We start from the raw sequence: 16,597 nt of genomic DNA on the forward strand, positions 1-16,597 counted from the left end.
CCAGTGCTGAAAAACGTTTCGGGTTCGAGGTTCGCGACGCGTGGTTCAACCTCACGCGTCGATCAGGTCGTCGAGCCGGAAACGTGCGATGCGGTAGATCTGATCGAGGCTCGCGCGCAGTTCTTCAGCGCGGCTGTTGTTCACGCGCGCCTTGAAGTTCGCGATGATGCCGTGACGGTCATACCCGCGCACGGCGAGGATGAACGGAAAGCCGAACTTCTCGCGATAAGCGGCGTTCAGCGCGAGCAGTTTGTCGAATTCTTCCTGCGTGCATTGTGCGAGCCCGGCGCCGCTCTGCTCACGCGTGGATTCGGCCGTCAGTTCGCCGCGCACGGCGGCCTTGCCCGCGAGTTCCGGGTGAGCGTTGATCAACGCCAGTTGCCTGTCTTCGCCGGCCGTCTCGACCACGTTCGACATCTTGCGATGCAACTCGTCGATGCTGGCGAACGGCCGTTGCTGCGCGGCAATTTCCGCGACCCACGGCGAGTGCTCGAAAATGCCCGACAGCGCTGCCACGAACGCGTCGGTCGAGATGCTGTTGAGTTGGTCCAGAGTGTATTGCATCGCCTTCATGCCGCTGTCCCGCGGTTGCCTCGTTGGTAAGGGTGATGTTCGCGCCAGTGGCGCGCAATGTCGACGCGCCGCGTCACCCACACGCGATCGTGCTGTTCGATATGATCGAGAAAACGTTGCAGCGCGCGAAAACGACCAGGCCGGCCGAGCAGACGGCAATGCATGCCGATGGAAAGCATCTTTGGCGCTTCGTCGCCCTCTTCGTAGAGCACGTCGAATGCATCGCGCAGATACGTGAAGAAGTGGTCCGCCGTGTTGAAGCCTTGCGGGCTTGCAAAGCGCATGTCGTTGGTGTCGAGCGTGTACGGCACGATCAGTTGCGGCACCGTCGCGCCGCCGGTAACGCCGACGTCCATCCAGAACGGCAGATCGTCGCCGTAGTAGTCCGAATCGTAGAGGAAGCCGCCGTATTCGGCGACCAGACGACGCGTATTGGGACTGTCGCGGCCGGTGTACCAGCCAAGCGGACGCTCGCCCGTCACACGTTCGATCGCTGCCATGCCGAGACGCATGTGCTCCGCTTCTTTCTCTGGCGACACGTCCTGATAGTGAATCCAGCGATAGCCGTGGCAGGCGATCTCATGACCGAGTTCCACGAAGGCGCGCGCCAGTTCCGGATGCCGTTCGATCGCCATGCCTACGCCGAACACCGTAAGCGGCAGGCCGCGCTTTTCGAATTCGCGCAGAATGCGCCACACACCCGCGCGCGAGCCGTATTCGTAGATCGACTCCATGCTCATGTGGCGAGCCGGATAAGCCGCCGCGCCGACGATTTCCGACAGGAACTGCTCCGAGCCGGGATCGCCGTGCAACACGCAGTTTTCACCGCCTTCTTCGTAGTTCAGGACGAATTGCACCGCGACACGCGCTTGCCCCGGCCAATTGGCCTGCACCGGGTGGCGGCCGTAGCCGGTCAGATCGCGTGGGTAGTTCGGGTCGAGTGGCATGGTTTGACGAATGCGTGGTGATGGTACGTAAAATTCGCGTGGAATTCACGCGGCAGGCACGTGGGGCTGACGTGAGATGCACGCTGCGTACATCTCGCGCCGGCGCAGGTCGTAAAACACCGGAAACAGCACGTGAAGCGGCAGAAAAAAACCCTTCAGGCACCCCGCGCCGAGTTGGACCAGTGTAGCGAAAACACCCGGACCCGCCCATACACCCGGGCAGATAGTGCGTGTCACACTGAATGTATGTGCCGCCCTGCTTCCGTAGTGTTTACCCGCAACGAATCGGACGTTGCCGCATTCTCCGGTGCACTCGCGGAGGAAACGCCGGCAGAGTCGCGTGGTGGCAGCGGATTCGGATCGGCTTCAGCCGGACTGAAGGACTCCAGCGCGCCGTCGTAACGCTTGGGCAGCGGCCGCGCGTAGTCACCGCGCTTGGCCGTCGAAAGACGCAGCGTGACCAGCGCCTCGGTCCATTTCACCGCCGCGGTCACACCCTCGATCACCGGCGCGCCGAGCGCGTCTTCGATTTCCGCGCACAGTTCGGCCATACCCGCGCAGCCGAGCACGATCGCGTCCGAACCGTCCTCGTCGAGCGCGCGCCGGCATTCGTCGAGAATGATGCGACGCGCCGCCGAGCCTGGCTTGTCGAGGTCGAGTACGGCGACGTCGGTGGCGCGCACGTTACGGCAAAACCGCTTCATGCCGTAGCGCTCGGCGAGGTGCCACGCCATGCCGCATGTGCGCGCCAGCGTGGTCACCACCGAGAAGCCCGGCGCGAGCACGCTGGCCGCGTGCATCGCCGCCTCGGCGATGCCGATCACGGGGCCCCGCGCCAACTCACGCGCCGCATAGAGACCGGGATCGCCGAAGCAGGCGATCACGTAGCCATCGCAGCCTTCGCGCTCGCCGGCGGCGACCTCGGCGAGCAAACCCGGCGTCGCGAGTGCTTCGTCGTAATAGCCCTCGATCGACGGCGGTCCCATTGTCGGATTCACGGCGATGACTTCGGTGCCCGGCGCGGCCACTTCACGCGCGCAGCGGCCCATCGCCTCCGTCATGCGTTGGGTGGTATTCGGGTTGATCAGTTTGATGCGCATATCGACTCCTGTTGCATCTGCAAAATTCAGCATGCGATTCAGCGTGCAATCACACGATAGAACAGCGCGGCGAGCCCGGCGCCGATGAACCACGAGAAGTTCGCCATACCGTCGAGCGAGGGCACCATCACGCAGATCACCGCGATCACGGCTGCCGGCAGCAGCGCGGCCACGGCCCGATAGTTCACGCCGTTGCGATACCAGTACGAGCCGGTGGGCGCGACCGTGTACAGATCGTCGAGAACGATTTTCCGACGCTTCACGAGGTAGTAATCGACGATCAGTACACCGTACAAAGGTCCGATGAAGCTGCCGAGAACGTCCAGCGTGTAGTGAATCACGGCCGGGTTGTTGAACAGATTCCACGGCGTGATGAAGATCGACGCCACCGCCGCGAGCATACCGCCCGCGCGCCAGCTGATCAGGCGCGGCGCGACATTGGAAAAGTCGAACGCCGGCGAGACGAAATTGGCGACGATGTTGATGCCGATCGTCGCGATCGTGAAGGTCAGCGCGCCGAGAATCACCGCGGTCGGGTAGTCGATACGGCCCACGGTTTCGACCGGGTCCGTGATCAGCTCGCCGAACACCGGCAGCGTGGCCGCGGTCGTGATCACCGTCACCAGCGAGAAGGCCAGAAAGTTGACCGGCAGCCCCCAGAAGTTGCCACGCTGCACGCTGCGAAAGCTCTTGCCGTAGCGCGAAAAGTCGCCGAAGTTCAGCATGGGTCCGGAGAAGTACGACACCACCAGCGAAGTCGCCGTGATCATCACCGGCACGACCTGCATGCCGTGATATTTGACACCGCCCAGATTGATGCCGATGTTGCGCCACCCTGCGCGATACACCATGTAGCCCGCGAGAATGAACATCACCACATAGACGGCCGGCCCGGCAAAGTCGATGAACTTCTTGATGGTCTCCATGCCGTGCCAGAACACCAGTGCCTGCAAGACCCACAGCAGCATGAAACCGGCCCAGCCGAGCGTGGAGAGCCCCATGAAGCCGTGATGATGAACATCGGCATAAGGCAGCAACTGCGGAACGAACTTCAACACCACGATCACCAGCGCGCTCGACGCCAGATAGGTCTGAATGCCATACCACGCAACCGCGATCAGGCCGCGAATCACCGCGGGAATATTCGCGCCGAGCACGCCGAAAGTCGCGCGGCATGCGACCGGATACGGTACGCCGTTCGCCTGGCTGGGCTTCGCGATCAGGTTGCACAAGAGGTTCACGATCGTGATGCCGACCAGCAGCGCGATCAGCACCTGCCAGCTCGTCAAGCCGAGCGCGAACAGACTGCCCGCGAACACATAGCCGCCGACGCTGTGCACGTCCGACATCCAGAACGCGAAGATGTTGTAGGCGCCCCAGGTTTGATGGCGCAACGGCGCGAGGTCTTCGTTATAGAGCCGCTCGCTGTAGCCTGCCGGCATCGACGGATCGCCGGGCGCGCCGCCGTCGGTGTAAGCGGGAATTGCGGGACTGCCGGGCGCTGCACTGAACTGAGCCATGATTCCTCCTTGGGATAGGGACCATCGATAGCGAATCGAAGGACGTTGCATCGGCCATGCCAGTCGCGCGCTCTGTCCGCTCGGAACAAAGGGCATGCGAGCCGCTAGTTGGCCGTGCCGCGGATATCTCCGTACTGAAGTACTTGTGGTTATCGCACCGCCGGCAGCCGCGGACCGCCGGCGATGCGTTGCTGCTACTCCAGGTCCGTCGCCCGGCGGCGGACACGCGTGCGCAAGCCGGCAGCGCTCACGCCGAGCCGCCTTGCAACGCCTGATTCGTTCAGTTCAATTCAGTGCGGCGCGCACCACTAAAGCGCGCACGCCGGCCGCCTGCCTCAGCCTGGCGCGGACTTTGTCGTGGATACATCTCTGGGCGCACCGTTGAGTGCGCCGAACACTTCACGCAGATCGGCCGCGCCGCGCGCGGGACGGTCCAGCATCTTCAACTCGACGCTTTGCAGATGGCGCGACATCAGTGCCGCCGCCTCTTTCGCATCGCCGGCGTCGAGCGCGGCGAGAATGGCTTCGTGGTCCTCGAACGAGCATGGGCTGCGTCCGAGCGACTCGTACAGCGCGGAAATCAGCGTGGAGCGCGCCACCAGCCCGTTCAGGCAGTCGCACAACACGGTGTTGCCGGTGAGCCCCGCCAACTCGGTGTGAAACTCGCCCGACAGGCGAATCCACGCCGGAAAATCACGCGTTTCGAACGCTTTACGTTCCCGGCCGATCATGCTGCCAATGCTCTTCAAACGCCGCACGCCGTGACCGCTGCAAATCTTTTCCACCACCGCCAGTTCGATGATGCGGCGCATCTCGAATACTTCATGCACTTCCTGCAACGACGGGCTCGCCACGAACGCTCCGCGATTCGGTTCGAGATCGACGAGGTGGTCGGTGGCCAGTTGCGCTAACGCCTGCCGGATCGGGCCGCGCTTCACGCCGAATACTTCGCATAACTGCGCTTCTGTCAGCTTGGCGCCCGGCGCGAGCCGATGCTCGAGGATCGCCGCGCGGATGCGCTCGGCGATCGCTTCGGGTTTCGAACTATTGGCGGCGGCGGACTCTGTGTCGGACATGATGTTCGTCTCGGTATGTTGGTCATCATAGGATGGACATAAATATTGTCAACAATTTTTGATTTAAATTTCGACAATTTCTACGGTGAAGGTGGACGGACTGGCTGTTGGACTTGGCTTGGCAGCCCGTCCTGTCTATATATAGATTTATTAGGCGGGAACGGCACCGTCTGTTGAGAGCAGATTTTGTCAACAAAATCGCTGAACCTTCACGGAGCATCCTGTTGGTGGCAGCTTTTAAAACATGACCGTTAGTTGCGATATTGAATTGAAAGAAAACGGGCGACTGCCCGCTTCCCTTCTCCGCCGGTTCAGGCGAGGTATGGATAGTCCGACAAGCTCAGTCTGAATCCATGCGCGTCGGCAACCAGATGCGCGTTCGCGCCAACCGGCAGCGTCAGCATGTTGCGAACATGCCCGAATTGCAGGCCGGTGACGATCGGAATGCCGATCACCGACCTCGCCTGCTCGATCACTGCATGCAGATCGTAGCCATTGTCGTAGTCGTACGCTTTGGCGCCGGAGAAGTCGCCCAGCACGAGCGCCTGCTGCTGCGCGAGGATGCCGGACAGGTGCAGTTGATAAATCATCCGCTCGACCCGGAACGGTTGTTCGTTGACGTCCTCGATGAACAGGATGCCGCCCTTCACCGGCGGCATATACGGCGTGCCGATCAGCGACACCAGCACCGCCAGATTGCCCCCCCACAACATGCCTGAGACGTCCACCGGCTGCGCCTGCGGCGTGTTGCTCGAGACCGTCATGGTCGGCTTCGTCAACGCGGACCAGAAGTGCTGCATGGTGAATTCGCTGAGTTCCTCCGCGCCGAAGTCGCTCATCACCATCGGACCGCCGAAGGTCTTCACGCCGGCGCGCGCCAGCAACGCAAGCTGGATCGCGGTGAAATCGCTGTGCCCCACCAGAGCGACAGGCTGATCGGTCAGCCGCCGTTGCAGCCCGTCATAGTCGAGCCCGTGCAGAATGCGCACCGCGCCGTAGCCGCCGCGCACGGCCAGTACGATGTCCGGCAACTCGCGCGACGGGTCGGCGAGCCGGTTCAGATCGGCTGCGCGCTGACCGTCCGTGCCTGCGAAACGCTGGTAGCGGCGCTTCGCCGCTTCCGCGCCCTCGACACGATGTCCCTGCGCATGCAAACGTTGCAGCGCGCGATGCAGCACCTCCGGATCATGCGGATACCCGGACGGAGCGATCAGTTCGATGGTGCGATGGACGGCCATGAGCAAGACCTTATTGGACGTTGTTGTTTCAGGGCGCTTTCGCCGGGCCCGCTTCGCCACTCGCGTCGGCGCGTGCCGACGCGCGCGCTTCGCGGCTTGCGCGCCGCCGTTCGGCAAAGAACGATTTGAGCGCCGCGCCGCATTCGCTTTCGAGCACGCCGCCGGTCACCGAGGTGTGATGATTCAACTGCGGATTCGCGAACGCATCGACGACACTGCCGCACGCGCCGGTTTTCGGATCGCGCGCCCCGAATACGACACGGGCGATGCGCGCGTGCATGATCGCGCCGGCGCACATCAGGCACGGCTCAAGCGTCACGTAAAGTTCGCAGCCCGGCAGACGGTAGTTTTCGACAGCCTGCGCCGCGGCGCGCAACGCGACCATTTCCGCATGCGCAGACGGGTCGTGCGCACCGATTGGGTGATTGAAACCTTTGGCGATGACTTCGTCGCCTCGCACGAGCACCGCGCCGACGGGCACCTCGCCGACGGCGCGCGCCTCTTCGGCGGCAGCTTGTGCGAGCGCCATGAAACGGCGATCGCGCTCTGAGACCGCGGATAATGCGGGCGAATCGCCAGGCATGGACTCTGCCGCCTTCTCCATGATGGCGGCGGTGCCTGAATCCATCGCGATCGGTTCGGCGACACCATTCGCCGAGGCTGGAGAACTCATGGCATCCGGCGCTTCGTGAGATTTGAAAGCATCTGAATCCGGCACCGCGGAATGGGCGAGCGGCTCGCTCACTGCGAACCCGCCTCTGCCGCACCGAGACTGCCGACGCGCTCAGACAGCCGTTCAGCAATCCGCCGACGGTATTCGCGCGGCAGAACCAGCGGGCCACCGCGCAATGATTCAAGCGCCATATCGAGCGCCAGCATGCGCGCCTGAAGCCGGCAGCGGGTAGCCCGGTCGCTCACGGCATTCAGCTCCGCCTGCAGGTCGCGCAACGCGCGCAACTGCTCGACAGCGGGCGGCACGAAACCCGCGTTCTTCAAAATCCGGTTGGCGACACGCACTTCTTCTGGGACCAGCACATCGTCTCCCAGGGATAGCGGCGCGCCCGCGCCCGGTAACTGGTCGAACTCGCCGCGTGCGGCTGCGGCGGCAATACGCTGTTCGACTAACGCATCAAGCAATTTCATCTGCGATCCACTACGTTGCGGCCCAAGCATTCTATCAGGCAGCGCACGATCGTTCCGGCTCTCCAACCGACGAAACCTCCTGCGGTACGCGGCTCCGGGCCGTCGCATCTCAACAGGTCAACATTGGGTCAACATTGCCCGGGTGCCGCCGCGCGCTATGAGCCGTGATCCGCCAAAGGCCATCGCGCCAGCAGGACATGCCGCGTACGCCCGAGCAGACTGTGCACCAGCGCGAACTCGCGCACATTCCAGCATACCGGCTCAACAGGGCGTGCGGCGGCCCACGGCATGCCATATGCCAGCGTGACGTGCGGCGTATAGTCCACTGCGACCGGCGCGGCATGCTCTCCGAAATCCGCGTTTTGCAACTCGCGGCACAAAGCGTCGTGCAGCTTATGCAAACCAACCACACCCTCGCCGCCAGTCAGCACCAATGGTCCCGGTCGAGGCTTCGAGGCAAAGCTCACCACCGTGTCGAATTCGACGCTGAACGGCTCCATCCTGATCGACGCGGCAGCTTTCATCGCCGCGTCGACTCGCGCCTGCGGCAAACCTCCCGCGAAATTGCCGAGGTGCTGCAAGGTGACGTGCAAACGGGCCGCCGCGAGCGGCTTGCTGCGCGCGCGCGTCTCGGCGCAAAGCCGTTGCGCCAGCTTCGAGATGCCGGCCGCTGTGTTGGCGTCCGGAAAGACGGCAAAAAACAGGCCGTCTGTCGGCGTTGGCGGTGCCTCGAGTCCCGGCAACCAAAGTTGTTCAGGCATGCGGTTCCTGACCAGATAAAGCCGGCATGTAAATGAATCTCCGTTCATTGCGCGGGCTTGCCTGAGCGCCTGATCGATTCAAACCACCCCACTATGTGAAGTTGCGCGATCGCCTTGCTATGACAAGCCCGGGACTAGCAAGGTGGATGCGGGCCGCCGGCAAACACGCCGTTGCCGCAGGTAAACGCCGTTGCCTCAAGCAAACACGCCGTTATTCGGCGTGCACTCGTTCCCGTTATAGCGCTGGCGCCTCTCACTCAAAAACCGCTCGTAGCGACCAGCCCGTGCTCAATACTGTACATTCATACAGTATGAACAGCAACGGGAACTGGCGAAAAAGCTGGAAGAAAAGCCGGAAGTATCAGCCGCGGGCAAAGTGCTGCCGCACGCAGGAGCGAACGCGTTCCATATGTTGCGCTGCCACGTCCGTCGGCAGTTCAGGCGCGATCTCGTCGAAATGCAGGTGCTCGATCAACTCGAAACCTGTGGAACGGAGCACATGCGTATCCTGCAGAACCTGCACGGCGTTCCAGTTTCCGCTCTTCACGAGGACCGGCAGCGGCGCCCCCGAGCAGGTGATCAGCACAGCCTTCTTTCCGCCCAGCAGTCCGCGCACCGCGCCATGACTGGACTCATAGGCAAAGCCGCGGGCGAAAACCCGGTCGATATAGCCCTTCATCATGGCCGGCATCGACATCCACCAGAGCGGATAAATCACAGCGAGGACGTCGGCGGCGCGAATCTCATCCTGAGCCTTGGCCACATCGGCACAGACAGGGTGTTTGTCGTTGGCTGGCGATAACTCCTGCGCGTTGAGCGCCGGGTTGAATCCCATACGATAGAGGTCGTAGGTACGCTGGGTATGTCCGAGCTTTTCGAGTTCATCGGTATAGGCACGCGTCAGTCCCATCGTGAAGCTGTTTTCGACGGGGTGAGCTACTACGGCAAGATGTTTCATCTCTTCCTCCCAGACAGATGAACGGCGACGCGCCCGGCTGAAGGTTCGCTATGGCATACGCGATTTGAGCCGGATCGTTTCGCCGTCGACCGTGAATACACCGTATCCACGGTGGTGGATGGTCTTCGGATTACGCTGCCGCGGATCTCGCCATGCTTTCAGCACCTCCACCACGAACAGGTTGTACCGGTTCACCAGCCGCGTATCGACCACCTTGCATTCAAGGTTCGCGAAGCACTGCGCCACAAGTGGCGCAGCCACGCATTCGGCCGGCAGCGGCGTCAAACCGGAAGCGTCGAATTTATCGACGATCTCGCGCCCGCTGCCATTGCCGATTTCGACCACGGTCGAGGCCAGTTCCACGGCCGGGATGGCGATGACGCACTCCCGCGTTGCGCGCAACGCGGCGAAACTGTAGTCGGCCTGGCTCACCACGCACGCCACGAGTGGCGGCACGAATTCGACCATCATGTGCCACGACATCGTCATGACATTGGCACGGTCCTTATGGCGCGTCGTGAGCAGTACGACCGGCCCCGGTTCGAGCAGTTGGTAGACCTCCGCGAGCGGTACTTCTTTCATTGTCCGCCGCGCCGGACCGTCGCCCGTTTCAGCACGGCCCGCCTCTGCGGCGTGCGCCCGAACATGGCAATCGTGACAAGCGTAGAGACGGCCAGAAATCCCATCATCATGATCTGCGACTGCATGGATATTCTCCTCGTGAGTTAGAACGCCCCAAGGCCCGATGTTCGGGGTCCAGCAGGAAATGTAGGCGTCTTGACTATTGCCACGTTGACTCACGTCAAGAACGGAATGCGCCGACCACGAAGATGGCAGTGCCGCGCGCGGCGAGTGCGAGCGTACGGCCAGGTGAAACCGCATTGACGTTGGCATGGGCACTGGTGGCGCCGGGAGCACGAGCCGAAGATTACGAAATGCCTCACCGCAACTCACCGTTACGGGATCGAGCCGGCGAATGCGGCCTCGCGCGATCGTAATGATTCCGTCAGACGGCGGATCAGCCGCGACCTGGCCCCTATGGAGTTTCAACTTGACCTGAGTCAATTGGCCGGACGGGTAGCGGCTCTATCTTCAGCAAACGCAACATAGATAGTCTCGCGATCTCCGGCTTCGCCTTCTCCATCCGGATGCAGTTCAAACGAACGAAAAATATGGACCTATCGAAACACCGCACGCAGGCGCTGCTCGTGCTGGTCGCCGTCGCGGCAGCCGGCATTGTGGCGTGGCGCTGGCCGGTGCTGTTCGGCTCCCATGCCGATACGACTCATATCGTGGTGTCCGGCAACATCGAGGCCCACGAAAGTGTCCTGAGCGTCACTCAGGTGCAGGCACCGATTGTTTATCTGCCTTTCGACGAAGGCGCTTATGTCCAACGCGGCACTGTGCTCGCGCGCGTCGACGATCGCCTGTATCGCCAGCAAACGGAAATCGACCGTACCAACCTGCAGGTGGCCACGGCGCAGATCAGCGCCAATGAAAGCACCCTGGCTGCGGCACGCAACAACGTCGTCAGCGATCAGTTCGATCTCAGCGAAAAGCAGCTCGACCTGGGACGTGCGGAAAACCTGGTGAAAGGCAACGCCATTCCGCGCCAGACGCGCGACCTCGCCTTCACCGCCGAACGGCAATCCGCCGCGACGCTGGCGCACGACAAGGCGCTGGTGGAAGTCGCGAGCAACAACATCGTGCTCGCGCGCGCAAACCAGGCTGCGGCGGATGCGAAGCTCAAGCTCGACGAAGTCATGCTCTCCTACACGGTGCTGCGCGCACCATTCGACGGCGTGATCGCAGTACGCGAGGCGGAGCTCGGGCAACTCGCGGGATCGGGCGTCGCCATCTTCACGCTCGATGAACTCGATCACGTCTGGTTGCGCGCATATGTGAACGAGCCCGATATCGGCAAGGTTCGTCTCAACGAGCCCGTCACCGTGACGACCGATACCTACGCCGGCAAGACTTACCACGGACGCATCAGCTTCATTTCCCCGCAGGCTGAATTCACGCCCAAAACCGTCGAGACGCACGCCGAGCGCGTGACGCTTGTCTATCGCGTTCGCATCGATATCGACAACCCCACGCACGAACTGTTGCCGGGTATGCCGGCCGATGCGACGATCGCCTTGCTGGCGCCCGGCAAATGAGCACCGGCGCGGCAACGACCGCGATCCATGCACGCGACCTGGTCCGCAGTTTCGGAACCGTGCAGGCGGTGCGCGGTGTCAGCCTCGATATCGAGCGCGGAGAAATCTTCGGTCTGGTCGGGCCGGACGGCGCGGGCAAGACCACCATCATGCGCATGCTGGCGGGCGTGCTGCGACCGGACGCCGGTGAGATCTCGCTGGAAAACATCGACGTGATAGCGAAGCCGGAACTCGCAAAAGCGGCACTCAGTTATATGCCCCAGCGTTTCGGCCTGTACGAGGATCTGACGGTCGCCGAGAACATTTTTTTCTATGGCGAACTGTTCGGGGTGTCGCGCAAAGCCAACCGAACCCGCAGCGGCGAACTTCTCGAAGCCGCCGGGCTCGTGCCGTTCCGGGATCGTCTCGCCGGGCAACTGTCGGGCGGCATGAAGCAGAAACTCGGCCTGGTTTGCGCGTTGATTCACACACCGCGCGTGCTGCTGCTGGATGAACCGACTACCGGCGTGGACCCGGTGTCGCGGCGCGATTTCTGGGCGATTCTGTACAACCTTCGCGAGAGCGGCGTCACTATCGTGCTGTCCACGGCGTATATGGACGAAGCCGAACGCTGCTCGCGGCTCGCGTTGCTGCACACCGGCCAAATTCGCCAGTGCGATACGCCGGCACGACTGAAGCAGGCCATGCCGGGCGCCCTGTTCGCAGTCGTCGCCGCAGACCCGCGCGCGGTACACGACGCGCTCGTGGATGCACCCGGCGTGCTCAGCGCATTGCTGATGGGCGACCGTGTGCACGTGCGCGTCGACGACGCAGCGCGCCGTCTGCCGGAGTTGCAGGCACGGCTTGCCGCGCGCTCCATTGCGAACGCAACCATGACGTCGATCGAGCCGGGCATCGAAGATGTTTTCGTCGCGCTCGTCGGGTCGGGAAGCACAACATGAGCGCCGCGGCTCCTGTAGTGGAGGCAATCGGCCTGACCAAACGATTTGGCGCGTTTACCGCGGTCGACGGACTCAACCTGTCCATCGCCAGGGGCGAAGTCGTCGGCTTCATCGGGCCGAACGGCGCGGGTAAGTCGACCACCATCCGCATGCTATGCGGGCTGCTTTCGCCCAGCGCCGGGCGGGCGTCCGTAGCCGGCTTCGACGTCGGCACCCAGGCCGAAGCGCTACGTTCGCACATTGGCTACATGTCGCAGAAGTTCTCGCTGTACGGCGACCTGACCTGCCGCGAAAACCTGCGTTTTTTTTGCGGCATCTACCGGGTTCCCCGACGCGAAATCGCCGAGCGTATCCAGCTGGCCATTTCGACCGCGGGACTCGAAGGACGTGAAGATACGCTGGTGCGCACGCTCGCGGGCGGCTGGAAGCAACGGCTCGCACTCGGCTGTGCGAATCTGCACCGCCCGCCCGTGCTGTTTCTCGACGAACCGACCTCGGGTGTCGAGCCCGAGGCGCGCCGCCGGTTCTGGGATCTGATTCACGGCCTCGCCGCGGGCGGCGTGACGGTACTGGTGTCCACGCATTACATGGACGAGGCGGAATACTGCCACCGCATCGCGCTGATCGATGCGGGCCATCTGGTGGCAATCGGCAGCCCCAGTGAGCTGCGCGAACACAATCTCGGGGGCAACCTGTTCGAGGTGGTGTGCACGCCGCTGGGCGCGGCCCTCGCCGCGCTGCGCGAAGCGCCCGAGGTGATCGACGCCGCGATCTTCGGCGACAGGCTGCACGTGCTGCTGCATCTGGGTGCGGCTGAAACCGTACTTCAGTCATTTCTTGCAGCCCGGCATATCGAGGTGACGACCGTGCGCGCCATCCGCGCCAGTCTCGAGGATGTGTTCGTCCAGCTAGTTACCCGTGCGGACAAGGGAGTGCACTCGACATGAGCCTGCGGCGGCTGCTGGCAATGGCATTCAAGGAAACGCTGCAGATCTGGCGCGATCCGCGCAGTCTCGCCATCGCGCTGCTGATGCCGCTGCTGCAGATGGTGCTGCTCGGCTATGGCGTCAGCCTCGACATCCGGCGAGTGCCGCTGTGCATCAACGACGAGGAGCACAGCCAGCTCAGCCGTGAACTGGTGCAGGACTTCGTGTCGTCACACTGGTTTTCCGCGGTTCGGAACGTGGACAACGAGCGTGCGCTGCGCGATGCGATGGATCGCGGCACGTGTGCCGGCGTCGTCACCATTCCGGTCAATTTTTCGCGTGTCTTCACCACGACGGGTACGGCCTCGGTGCAAACCGTGTTCGATGCGACCGACGCCAATACGACCAACATTGCGATCGGGTACGCGCAGAACGTCGTCGCGCGCATCACGGCCGAGTTCCAGACGCGCTGGCAGCAGTCCCACGGCATACCGGCGCAGACCGTGGGAGCGGTCGATCTCGAACCGCGTGTCTGGTTCAACGAGACGCTCGACAGCCGCAATTTCATCATTCCGGGTGTCGTCGCGGTCATTCTCGCGCTGGTCGGCGCGCAACTCACGTCGCTGACCATCTCGCGCGAGTGGGAGCGCGGCACGATGGAGCAGCTCATTTCCACGCCGGTCACCGCGCTCGAAGTGATGCTCGGCAAGCTGCTTCCGTACTTCGTGATCGGACTCGTCAATGCGGCATTCTGTCTGCTCAGTACGGTGTACTGGTTTCACGTGCCATTGCGCGGCAGCGTCGGCACGCTGATCGCCACGACCGCGCTGTTTACGCTCGTCGTGCTCGGCATCGGCTATCTGGTGTCGGTGCATATCCGCAGCCAGCTCGGCGCGAGCCAGGTGGCACTGCTGCTGACCATGCTGCCGACCAGCATGCTTTCGGGCTACACGTTCGCCATCGACCAGATGCCCGAGCCGATTCAGGTCGCCACGCTGCTGGTCTACGCTCGCTACTACATCACGATCCTGCGGGCGGTGTTCCTGAAAGGCAGCACCATTCCCGATCTCGCCATGCCGATTCTCGCTCTAGCTGTGTATGCGCTGGCCATTATCTGGATCGCCTCCCGGGCGTTCCGCAAACATCTGGACTAGCACATCATGTTCGACCGTCTGCAGGTCATGTTGATGAAGGAGTTCCTCGAACTCAAGCGCGACCCGTGGGCGATATTCCGGCTGGTCGTGCCGCTCCTGCTGCAGGTGATCATCTACGGCTACGCCGCGACTTTCACCGTCAACCACGTGAGCCTCGCCGTACTCGATCTGGACCATAGCCAGGCGAGCCGCAACCTCGTCTCGCATTTCACCGCGACGGGCAAGTTCGACGTTGTCGATAACGCCACGACGGCGGGCGATATCACGCACGACATCGATAGCGACAAGGCGACGATGGCGCTCGTCATTCATGCGGGATTCGCGCAGTATCTCGGCAACGGCCAGACCGCGCCGCTGCAGGTCGTCGTGGACGGCACCAACTCCAACACGGCGCTGATCGCGCTCGGCTACGTCAGCCAGATCGTCGCGCAATTCCAGAAGGACCAGATGGCCGACCAGTGGTCCACTTTCACGGGTTCCTCGCCGCCCGCCGTTGACGTTACGCTGCGTGAGCGCCCCTGGTACAACGATGCTATCGACGACCGCTGGTTCTTCATTCCAGGCGTGGTCGGCACGCTTACGCTGATGCAGGTGGTCAGCCTCACCGCGTTTGCCGTGGTTCGCGAACGCGAGATCGGCACGCTGGAGCAGATCATGGTCAGCCCGATCAAGCCGGTCGAATTCATTCTCGGCAAGACCGTGCCGTTCTTCCTGATCGGCCTCGGCGACGTTGCTCTCGTGACCGCGGTCGGCATAGGGTGGTTTCGCGTTCCGTTCGTCGGCAATCCGTTCGTCATGCTGGTCGGTGCGTCGCTTTTTCTGCTCGCCGCACTCGGCCTGGGTTTGCTGCTGTCCACCTTCTCGCGCACGCAGCAACAGGCGTTCGCGCTCAATTTCTTTCTGATCAATCCGCTCTTCATTCTGTCGGGCTTTGCGTTCCCTATCGCCGCGATGCCCAAAGTGTTGCAGTGGATTACGCTTATCAACCCGTTGCGCTACTTTCTGGTCGTACTGCGCTCGGTATTCCTGAAGGGCACCGGCTTTGCGGTGCTATGGCCGCAACTCGCGGCAATGGCGGCGCTCGGCGGGATCATGCTGACGCTGAGCGTCCTGCGTTTTCGCAAATCGCTCGACTGATTCGCAGCTTCTCCCCGATGGTTCCAGTTGTGCACGGCGTGGTGGACGATTCAATGCTTCAGTACGCTTCAGTACGTCAACGCTCCTGCAAGCAAGTCCGGATCCACGCCCGGACAAACAGACGATTCCCCGAGATTGCAAGTGAGAACGTCTCTTTCAGCCTGCATGGCGAATCTGATGTCGGGACATCTTTCGTAAGCGATAAATACGGAGCAGACAAGAGCCGAGAATACGACCACCGAAAACGCAAGCTTTTCCAGAATTCGAGGATGATGCGGCATACCCATGCTCCTGATTTGCAGTCGCCCAATTCTGCCTTTGAAAGCGACGTGGGCACGATCCAGCGAATCGCTCTCGCGTGGCCGACGGATTGCAACGCTGATGTGTGCAGACAACACGCGCCGCCTGATACGCAGTGCTCGACGCGCGTTCCGTATAGACCATACGCGGACTTTTGCCAGCCCAATTGACGTGCCGCAACGAACCCGGAACGTTGAAAAACCGCCACACCCGACAGACAAATCCAACATGAGATCGGCTATTTATCGACCTCGCTGCGTTGTAGCCCCGAGTTTCTTGACATTGCTCAAGCGTGAACAACCGTTCTTTCATGAAGATATGACTTACCGCGACCGATCGCATAGCAGTCGGCCCGCTCAAACTCGAACGAAGTCGTCCATCGACCGATCATGACCATCACGCTGAACGACAGGAACCGACCTCGCCCCGCCCTGCGCGCGCGACTTGCCGGCTGGCTGCACGGACCGACTTTCACGCGGGATATCGTCATCGTCCTCGCCATCAAGTTCGCATTGCTGATGGTGCTCAAGTACACCTTCTTCAATCATCCGCAGGCAGAGCACATGTCGCTCCCGCCTGAGCAAGTCGCGCAGGCGCTGCTGTCCGTGCCTGCCCCGCATCCGTCCCAAGGTGATCAACATGCCCGTTAGCGAAGTCGTAG

Annotated in this window: 18 protein-coding genes; 6 read left to right on the forward strand and 12 right to left on the reverse strand. The window is 62.3% G+C overall.

From position 1 onward, the window contains the following. Positions 1-51: 51 nt before the first annotated feature. The 12 genes from uraD to NE850_RS36930 all read right to left on the reverse strand — a co-directional run bounded on the left by uraD (position 52) and on the right by NE850_RS36930 (position 10,023). Entirely contained in the window at positions 52-573 is a 522-nt protein-coding gene (gene uraD, locus NE850_RS36875; RefSeq protein ID WP_310700224.1) for a 2-oxo-4-hydroxy-4-carboxy-5-ureidoimidazoline decarboxylase, read from the reverse strand. Then, positions 570-1,520: an allantoinase PuuE gene (gene puuE, locus NE850_RS36880; RefSeq protein ID WP_007181587.1), complete on the reverse strand. Its 951-nt coding sequence runs from the start codon at positions 1,518-1,520 to the stop codon at positions 570-572. The genes uraD and puuE overlap by 4 nt, the downstream gene beginning before the upstream one ends. Before the next feature lie 233 nt (positions 1,521-1,753). Next, positions 1,754-2,620, reverse strand: coding sequence for an aspartate/glutamate racemase family protein (locus NE850_RS36885; protein ID WP_007181586.1), 867 nt, complete (start codon positions 2,618-2,620; stop codon positions 1,754-1,756). A gap of 38 nt (positions 2,621-2,658) precedes the next feature. After that, entirely contained in the window at positions 2,659-4,140 is a 1,482-nt protein-coding gene (locus NE850_RS36890; RefSeq protein ID WP_165186159.1) for an NCS1 family nucleobase:cation symporter-1, read from the reverse strand. A gap of 335 nt (positions 4,141-4,475) precedes the next feature. Continuing rightward, positions 4,476-5,216 carry a GntR family transcriptional regulator gene (locus NE850_RS36895; protein ID WP_007181585.1) on the reverse strand — a complete coding sequence of 247 codons (741 nt, stop codon included), beginning with the start codon at positions 5,214-5,216 and terminating at the stop codon, positions 4,476-4,478. Positions 5,217-5,527: 311 nt separating this feature from the next. Next, positions 5,528-6,454, reverse strand: coding sequence for a muramoyltetrapeptide carboxypeptidase (ldcA, locus tag NE850_RS36900; RefSeq protein WP_007181584.1), 927 nt, complete (start codon positions 6,452-6,454; stop codon positions 5,528-5,530). Positions 6,455-6,482: 28 nt separating this feature from the next. Continuing rightward, positions 6,483-7,058, reverse strand: coding sequence for a tRNA adenosine(34) deaminase TadA (gene tadA, locus NE850_RS36905; protein ID WP_405044923.1), 576 nt, complete (start codon positions 7,056-7,058; stop codon positions 6,483-6,485). 137 nt (positions 7,059-7,195) lie between these two features. Next, the gene (locus NE850_RS36910; protein ID WP_310700225.1) at positions 7,196-7,597 is read right to left on the reverse strand and encodes a DnaJ family domain-containing protein; all 402 of its coding nucleotides are present in this window, start codon (positions 7,595-7,597) and stop codon (positions 7,196-7,198) included. 155 nt (positions 7,598-7,752) lie between these two features. Continuing rightward, on the reverse strand, positions 7,753-8,358 hold the full coding sequence (locus NE850_RS36915) for a 2'-5' RNA ligase family protein (RefSeq protein WP_007181581.1): 606 nt from the start codon (positions 8,356-8,358) through the stop codon (positions 7,753-7,755). Between the two features lie 361 nt (positions 8,359-8,719). Continuing rightward, positions 8,720-9,316 (reverse strand): NAD(P)H-dependent oxidoreductase, encoded by a 597-nt coding sequence (locus NE850_RS36920; protein WP_007181580.1) that lies wholly within the window; start codon positions 9,314-9,316, stop codon positions 8,720-8,722. A 48-nt stretch (positions 9,317-9,364) separates the two neighbouring features. Beyond that, a complete protein-coding gene (locus tag NE850_RS36925; RefSeq protein WP_007181579.1) occupies positions 9,365-9,898 on the reverse strand; it encodes a flavin reductase family protein in 534 nt (177 codons plus the stop codon). Continuing rightward, positions 9,895-10,023, reverse strand: coding sequence for a hypothetical protein (locus NE850_RS36930; protein WP_007181578.1), 129 nt, complete (start codon positions 10,021-10,023; stop codon positions 9,895-9,897). Before NE850_RS36930 ends, NE850_RS36925 begins: the two co-directional genes overlap by 4 nt. Before the next feature lie 465 nt (positions 10,024-10,488). On the opposite strand from NE850_RS36930, the gene NE850_RS36935 reads away from it, so the two are divergent. From NE850_RS36935 to cydP, 6 genes are all read left to right on the forward strand, one after another. Next, positions 10,489-11,478, forward strand: a complete 990-nt coding sequence (locus tag NE850_RS36935) for an HlyD family secretion protein (protein WP_007181577.1) — start codon at positions 10,489-10,491, stop codon at positions 11,476-11,478. Further along, a complete protein-coding gene (locus NE850_RS36940; RefSeq protein WP_007181576.1) occupies positions 11,475-12,419 on the forward strand; it encodes an ABC transporter ATP-binding protein in 945 nt (314 codons plus the stop codon). The genes NE850_RS36935 and NE850_RS36940 overlap by 4 nt, the downstream gene beginning before the upstream one ends. Continuing rightward, positions 12,416-13,366 carry an ABC transporter ATP-binding protein gene (locus NE850_RS36945; RefSeq protein WP_007181575.1) on the forward strand — a complete coding sequence of 317 codons (951 nt, stop codon included), beginning with the start codon at positions 12,416-12,418 and terminating at the stop codon, positions 13,364-13,366. Before NE850_RS36940 ends, NE850_RS36945 begins: the two co-directional genes overlap by 4 nt. Continuing rightward, positions 13,363-14,499 carry an ABC transporter permease gene (locus NE850_RS36950; RefSeq protein WP_007181574.1) on the forward strand — a complete coding sequence of 379 codons (1,137 nt, stop codon included), beginning with the start codon at positions 13,363-13,365 and terminating at the stop codon, positions 14,497-14,499. Before NE850_RS36945 ends, NE850_RS36950 begins: the two co-directional genes overlap by 4 nt. Before the next feature lie 6 nt (positions 14,500-14,505). Then, on the forward strand, positions 14,506-15,636 hold the full coding sequence (locus tag NE850_RS36955; RefSeq protein WP_007181573.1) for an ABC transporter permease: 1,131 nt from the start codon (positions 14,506-14,508) through the stop codon (positions 15,634-15,636). Between the two features lie 689 nt (positions 15,637-16,325). Then, complete coding sequence (gene cydP, locus NE850_RS36960) at positions 16,326-16,586, forward strand: cytochrome oxidase putative small subunit CydP (protein ID WP_007181571.1); 261 nt, start codon at positions 16,326-16,328, stop codon at positions 16,584-16,586. Positions 16,587-16,597: the final 11 nt, after the last annotated feature.

Origin of the sequence: Paraburkholderia sp. USG1, assembly GCF_031570135.1 — a bacterium.
Classification (GTDB): domain Bacteria; phylum Pseudomonadota; class Gammaproteobacteria; order Burkholderiales; family Burkholderiaceae; genus Paraburkholderia; species Paraburkholderia dioscoreae.

Coding starts and splice junctions, on each gene's coding strand:
- NE850_RS36885 (WP_007181586.1), bottom strand. CDS start 2,620: ATGCGCATCAAACTGATCAACCCGAATACCACCCAACGCATGACGGAG.
- NE850_RS36935 (WP_007181577.1), top strand. CDS start 10,489: ATGGACCTATCGAAACACCGCACGCAGGCGCTGCTCGTGCTGGTCGCC.
- NE850_RS36910 (WP_310700225.1), bottom strand. CDS start 7,597: ATGAAATTGCTTGATGCGTTAGTCGAACAGCGTATTGCCGCCGCAGCC.
- ldcA (WP_007181584.1), bottom strand. CDS start 6,454: ATGGCCGTCCATCGCACCATCGAACTGATCGCTCCGTCCGGGTATCCG.
- NE850_RS36930 (WP_007181578.1), bottom strand. CDS start 10,023: ATGCAGTCGCAGATCATGATGATGGGATTTCTGGCCGTCTCTACGCTT.
- NE850_RS36920 (WP_007181580.1), bottom strand. CDS start 9,316: ATGAAACATCTTGCCGTAGTAGCTCACCCCGTCGAAAACAGCTTCACG.
- cydP (WP_007181571.1), top strand. CDS start 16,326: ATGACCATCACGCTGAACGACAGGAACCGACCTCGCCCCGCCCTGCGC.
- tadA (WP_405044923.1), bottom strand. CDS start 7,058: ATGGAGAAGGCGGCAGAGTCCATGCCTGGCGATTCGCCCGCATTATCC.
- puuE (WP_007181587.1), bottom strand. CDS start 1,520: ATGCCACTCGACCCGAACTACCCACGCGATCTGACCGGCTACGGCCGC.
- NE850_RS36895 (WP_007181585.1), bottom strand. CDS start 5,216: ATGTCCGACACAGAGTCCGCCGCCGCCAATAGTTCGAAACCCGAAGCG.
- NE850_RS36940 (WP_007181576.1), top strand. CDS start 11,475: ATGAGCACCGGCGCGGCAACGACCGCGATCCATGCACGCGACCTGGTC.
- NE850_RS36955 (WP_007181573.1), top strand. CDS start 14,506: ATGTTCGACCGTCTGCAGGTCATGTTGATGAAGGAGTTCCTCGAACTC.
- NE850_RS36945 (WP_007181575.1), top strand. CDS start 12,416: ATGAGCGCCGCGGCTCCTGTAGTGGAGGCAATCGGCCTGACCAAACGA.
- NE850_RS36925 (WP_007181579.1), bottom strand. CDS start 9,898: ATGAAAGAAGTACCGCTCGCGGAGGTCTACCAACTGCTCGAACCGGGG.
- NE850_RS36890 (WP_165186159.1), bottom strand. CDS start 4,140: ATGGCTCAGTTCAGTGCAGCGCCCGGCAGTCCCGCAATTCCCGCTTAC.
- uraD (WP_310700224.1), bottom strand. CDS start 573: ATGAAGGCGATGCAATACACTCTGGACCAACTCAACAGCATCTCGACC.
- NE850_RS36915 (WP_007181581.1), bottom strand. CDS start 8,358: ATGCCTGAACAACTTTGGTTGCCGGGACTCGAGGCACCGCCAACGCCG.
- NE850_RS36950 (WP_007181574.1), top strand. CDS start 13,363: ATGAGCCTGCGGCGGCTGCTGGCAATGGCATTCAAGGAAACGCTGCAG.